We start from the raw sequence: 5,597 nt of genomic DNA, 5'->3' as shown, positions 1-5,597 counted from the left end.
GTCGCCCCGGACGTGCTGCGCCTGGCGCCGTCCCTGGTGGTCACCGACGCCCAGGTCGACGCCTTCCTCACCGCCCTCCCGGCCGCCCTCGACGCGGCGGTGCGGGGGTGACCCGCCACCTGCTGCGCGACGACGACCTGACGCCGGCCGAGCAGGCCGAGGTCCTGGCCCTGGCCGCCGAGTTCAAGCGCACCCGGCACACCGACACCGCCCCGACCCCGCTGCGCGCCGCCAACGGCGCGCCTCGGACCGTCGCCGTGCTGTTCGACAAGCCGTCGACCCGCACCCGGGTGAGCTTCGCCGTGGGCGTCGCCGAGCTCGGCGGCGCGCCGCTGGTCATCGACGCCGGCGCCAGCCAGCTGGGCCGCGGCGAACCGGTCGAGGACACCACCCGGGTGCTCGACCGGCAGGCCGCCGCGATCGTGTGGCGGACCACCGGCCAGCAGCGCATCGAGGCCATGGCGTCGGTCAGCCGGGTGCCCGTGGTCAACGCGCTCACCGACGGGTTCCACCCCTGCCAGGTGCTCGCCGACCTGCAGACCGTCGCCGAGCGCCGGGGGTCGCTGGCCGGCCGCTCGCTGACCTACCTCGGCGACGGCGCCAACAACATGGCGCACTCCTACCTGCTCGGCTGCGCCACCGCCGGGATGCACGTGCGCATCGGCTCGCCGCAGGCCTACCGGCCCGACCCCGCCGTCCTGGAGCGGGCCGCCGCCATCGCCGGGGAGACCGGCGGCTCGGTGGCCTGGACGGCCGACCCCGCGGCCGCCGCCGACGGCGCCGACGTCCTGGCCACCGACACCTGGGTGTCGATGGGGCAGGAGGACGAGGGCGGCGCCCGGGTCGCACCGTTCCTGCCCTACGCGCTGGACGAGGACGCGCTCGCCCGGGCCGCCGACGACGCCGTCGTCCTGCACTGCCTGCCTGCCTACCGGGGCAAGGAGATCGCCGCGTCGGTGGTCGACGGCCCGCACAGCGCGGTCTGGGACGAGGCCGAGAACCGGCTGCACGCGCAGAAGGCGGTCCTGACCTGGCTGCTGGAGCGGTCGTGACGCGCCCCGTCGCCCGGCGACCCGTGCGCCGACGACCCGGCGGGCGGCGATGACGGCGACCCCCACCCGCTCGGCGCGGCAGGCGCGCATCCGGGAGCTCGTCGAGGGCCGGCCGGTCACCTCGCAGACCCAGCTGGCCGCGCTGCTGGCGGCCTCCGGCATCGAGGTCACCCAGGCCACCCTCTCCCGTGACCTGGAGGAGCTGGGCGCGGTGAAGATGCGCGGCTCCGACGGCGCCCCGGCGTCCTACGTGCTGCCGCCGGAGAACGCGCCGCTGCGGCCCGCCCAGGCCGCGCCCGCCCGGCTCACCCGGCTGCTGGCCGACCTGCTCACCTCCGCCGAGGGCAGCGCCAACCTCGCCGTGCTGCGCACCCCGCCCGGCGCGGCGCAGTTCCTCGCCTCCGCGTTGGACAAGGTCGGCCTCCCCGACGTCCTGGGCACGATCGCCGGGGACGACACTCTGCTGGTCGTCTCCCGCGACCCGGACGGCGGCCCCGCCCTGGCCGACCGGCTGCGCGCGCTGGCCCGCCGCGTGCCGGCGGCCTACCCCGAGCTGAAGAAGGACCTGGAAGGGAGTTGAGCCACCCCGTGAGCCCGGCCGACCCCGCCGTGCCCCCCGCCGTGCCCCCCGCCGCCGCACCCGGCACCCCCGCCGCCGCACCCGGCACCCCCGCCGCCGCGCCGTCCACCACCCGGCTCTGGGGAGGGCGCTTCGGCGGGGGGCCGTCGGACGCGCTCACCGCGCTGTCCCGGTCCACGCACTTCGACTGGGCGCTGGCCCCCTACGACCTGGCCGGCTCCCGGGCGCACGCCCGCGTGCTGCACCGGGCCGGGCTGCTCACCGACGACGAGCTCGACCGGATGGTCGCCGCGCTCACCGAGCTGTCCGCCGAGGTCGCCGCCGGCACGTTCACCGCGGTCGAGTCCGACGAGGACGTGCACGAGGCCCTCGAGCGCGGCCTCACCGGCAAGCTCGGCGCGCTCGGCGGCAAGCTGCGCGCCGGTCGCAGCCGCAACGACCAGATCGCCACCGACCTGCGGCTGTACCTGCGGCACACCGTCCGCGCCCTGGTCGGCGAGCTGGCCGCCCTGGAGTCCGCGCTGGTCGACCTGGCGCAGCGGTACCGCGACGTCCCCGCGCCGGGCATGACGCACCTGCAGCACGCCCAGCCGGTGCTGCTCGCCCACCAGCTGCTCGCCCACGCGCACGCGTTCGCCCGGGACGTCGACCGGCTGCGCGACTGGGACCGCCGCACCGCCGTCAGCCCCTACGGCTCCGGCGCGCTGGCCGGCTCGTCGCTGCCGCTGGACCCCGACGCGGTCGCTGCCGAGCTCGGCTTCGACCGCGCGTCGGACAACTCCATCGACGGCGTCAGCGACCGCGACTTCGCCGCCGAGTTCTGCTTCGCCGCGGCGCTGATCGGCGTGCACCTGTCCCGGCTGGGGGAGGAGGTCGTGCTCTGGACGTCGACGGAGTTCGGCTGGGCCCGGCTCGACGACGCCTGGGCCACCGGCTCGTCGATCATGCCGCAGAAGAAGAACCCCGACATCGCCGAGCTGGCCCGCGGCAAGTCCGGCCGGTTCGTCGGCAACCTCACCGGCCTGCTCACCATGCTCAAGGGCCTGCCGCTGGCCTACGACCGGGACCTGCAGGAGGACAAGGAGCCGGTCTTCGACTCCATGGGCCAGCTGCTCCTGCTGCTGCCCGCGGTCACCGGGATGGTCGCCACCCTCACCCTCCGCCCGGAGGTGCTGGAGGCCGCCGCGCCGCAGGGTTTCGCGCTGGCCACCGACGTCGCCGAGTGGCTGGTGCGCCAGGGCGTGCCGTTCCGCTCGGCCCACGAGATCAGCGGCGCCATGGTGGCCGCCTGCGAGCGCCGCGGCCTGGAGCTGCACGAGCTCTCCGACACCGAGCTCGCCGAGGTCGCCCCCGAGCTCACCCCCGGCGTCCGGTCGGTGCTGTCCGTGCGCGGCGCCCTGGCGGCCCGCCGGGCCCGCGGCGGCACGGCGCCCGAGCGGGTCGCCGAGCAGCTGGCGTCGCTCACCGCGCTGGCCCGGGAGCACGCCGGCTGGGCGTCGGCCTCGCCCGTGGCGGCGGCGCTCTGAGCGACCCCGGGCCGCTGCTCACCCCCGGCGAGCTGCTGGGGCCACCGGACGCCGTGGCGCCGACCATGCTCGGCTGCTGGCTGGTCACCGACCGCCCGGACGGGCGGGTGGCGCTGCGGCTGACCGAGGTCGAGGCCTACGCCGGCGACGGCAGCGACCCGGCGGCGCACTCCCACCGCGGGCCGACCCCGCGGGCGGCGGTGATGTTCGGCCCGCCCGGGCGGCTGTACGTCTACTTCAGCTACGGCGTGCACTGGTGCGCCAACGTCGTCGTCGGCGCGCCGGGGGAGGGCTCGGCGGTGCTGCTGCGCGCCGGGGACGTCGTGGCGGGGGAGGAGCGGGCCGCCGCCCGCCGTCCCGCCGCCCGCACCTCCCGCGACCTCGCCCGCGGGCCGGCCCGGCTCACCCAGGCCCTCGCCATCGGCCCGGCGGACCGGGACGCCGACCTGCTCCACCCGTCGTCACCCGTGCGGCTGCACCGCGGTGACCCGCCCGCGCAGGTGTCGGCCGGGCCCCGCGTCGGCATCAGCGTGGCCACCGAGCTGCCGTGGCGGTTCTGGGAGACCGGCGCGGCGTCGGTGAGCGCCTTCCGCCCGGGTGGCCGGCCCCGCGCCCGGCGCGCCGGGCAGGATGGTGCGCCGTGACCGAGCTCGCGAGGTCACGCAGAGACACAGCACCCCGGGCACGGGGTCGACGAGCGCCAGCGAGGATGGGCCCGTGACCGACGTGATGTCCGAGCTGCACCGCCGCGGGCTGATCGCCCAGAGCACCGACGAGGACGCCCTGCGCGCCGCCCTGGCCGCCGGACCGGTCACCTACTACTGCGGCTTCGACCCCACCGCGCCCAGCCTGCACGTGGGCCACCTGCTGCAGTTCATGGTGCTGCGCGCCCTGCAGCGCGCGGGCCACCAGCCGATCGTGCTGGTCGGCGGTGCCACCGGGCTGATCGGCGACCCGCGGATGAGCAGCGAGCGCGTGCTGAACGACCCGGCCACCGTGGCCGCCTGGGTGGACCGCATCCGGCGGCGGGTGGCCCCGTTCCTCGACCGCCCGGCCGCCGAGCAGGGACTGCGGGCCCCGCTGTACGTCGACAACCTCGACTGGACGGCCCCGCTGTCGGCCATCGACCTCCTGCGCGACCTGGGCAAGCACTTCCGGGTCGGCCGGATGCTGGCCAAGGAGGCGGTCGCGGCCCGGCTGAACTCCGAGGCCGGCATCAGCTACACCGAGTTCAGCTACCAGATCCTGCAGGCCAACGACTTCCGCGAGCTGTTCCGCCGGCACGGGTGCACGCTGCAGAGCGGCGGGTCGGACCAGTGGGGGAACATCACCGCCGGCGCCGACCTGGTCCGGCGCACCGAGGGGGCCTCGGCGCACGCCCTGGCGACCCCGCTGATCACGACGGCCGACGGGACGAAGATCGGCAAGACCGAGGGCGCCACCGTCTGGCTGGACCCGGAGCTCACCAGCCCCTACGCCTTCTTCCAGTACTGGCTGGGCGTCGACGACGTCGACGCCCGCGCCTGGCTGCCGCTGTTCTCCGAGCGCCCGGCCGGGGAGGTCGAGGCGCTGATCGCCGAGTCGGAGGCGCGCCCGGCGGCCCGGGCCCCGCAGCGGGCGCTCGCCGAGGAGCTCACCCGCCTGGTGCACGGGGAGGACGAGCTCCGGCAGGCCGAGGCGGCCGGCCGGGCGCTGTTCGGCCGCGACGACCTGGCCGCCCTGGGGGCGGAGACCCTCGGCGCGGCGCTGCGCGAGGCCGGCAGCGTCACCGTGGACGGGGGGACGCCGACCGTCGCGGCGCTGCTGCAGCAGACCGGGCTGGTGGCCAGCCTGTCCGAGGCCCGCCGCACGGTGAGGGAGGGTGGCGCCTACCTGAACAACCAGCGGGTCACCGACGCCGAGGCGGTGCCGGGGGAGGACGACTGGCTGCCCGGTGGCTGGCTGGTGCTGCGCCGCGGGAAGCGCTCCGTCGCCGGCGTCCGGCGGGCCGGGAGCCCCGGACGGGACACGTGAACGGGGGGTGACCGGGCCGCTGCCGGCCGGTGTCGGGCGTCACGCCGACGCGGTTTGACACCCCGGACGACACCCACGTAACTTCTCTCCTGCGCCCGGCGAGACCGGCGCGGGACACGGGACCACGGTCACCGCCCCGCGGGTCGGACCAGGCGCCGCCAGCCCAGCGACCGAGGTGCCTCCGGGAGTCCTCCCGGGCCCTCCGGCCCTCCTGGGTGCCGTTCCCCGAACGCCGAGCGCGGGTCATCGACCCGCCGCTTGACGGACTCGGAGGACGGCGTAACGTGGAACAGCCGTCGCGATCGAAGGCCCACCAGGCCGGGTGTCGCGAGCGTCCGCTCTTTGAGAACTCAACAGCGTGCCGAAAGTCAGTGCCAAGTATTTGACCCCTTTGTGGGTTCCTTTGGTTGATTGATCGAGAGCGTC

Annotated in this window: 4 protein-coding genes and 1 pseudogene; all 5 read left to right on the top strand. The window is 76.5% G+C overall.

Annotation, left to right across the window (positions count from 1 at the left end):
- Positions 1-107: 107 nt before the first annotated feature.
- Positions 108-1,052, top strand: coding sequence for an ornithine carbamoyltransferase (argF, locus tag CHB98_RS20860; RefSeq protein ID WP_089307527.1), 945 nt, complete (start codon positions 108-110; stop codon positions 1,050-1,052).
- 46 nt (positions 1,053-1,098) lie between these two features.
- A pseudogene (locus tag CHB98_RS20855) lies at positions 1,099-1,632 on the top strand (arginine repressor); the annotation flags it as partial.
- Positions 1,629-3,158: an argininosuccinate lyase gene (gene argH / locus CHB98_RS20850; protein WP_245821502.1), complete on the top strand. Its 1,530-nt coding sequence runs from the start codon at positions 1,629-1,631 to the stop codon at positions 3,156-3,158. The pseudogene CHB98_RS20855 and the gene argH, both read left to right, overlap by 4 nt.
- Positions 3,122-3,802, top strand: coding sequence for a DNA-3-methyladenine glycosylase (locus CHB98_RS20845; protein WP_281251888.1), 681 nt, complete (start codon positions 3,122-3,124; stop codon positions 3,800-3,802). Before argH ends, CHB98_RS20845 begins: the two co-directional genes overlap by 37 nt.
- A 73-nt stretch (positions 3,803-3,875) precedes the next feature.
- Positions 3,876-5,171, top strand: coding sequence for a tyrosine--tRNA ligase (tyrS, locus tag CHB98_RS20840; protein WP_089307525.1), 1,296 nt, complete (start codon positions 3,876-3,878; stop codon positions 5,169-5,171).
- The last annotated feature ends 426 nt before the right edge of the window (positions 5,172-5,597 follow it).

It is taken from the genome of Geodermatophilus pulveris (assembly GCF_900188375.1).
In the GTDB taxonomy this organism is placed as follows: Bacteria; Actinomycetota; Actinomycetes; order Mycobacteriales; family Geodermatophilaceae; genus Geodermatophilus; species Geodermatophilus pulveris.
Note: the sequence above shows the minus strand (reverse complement) of the source record. Positions and strands in the feature narration are given on the sequence as shown.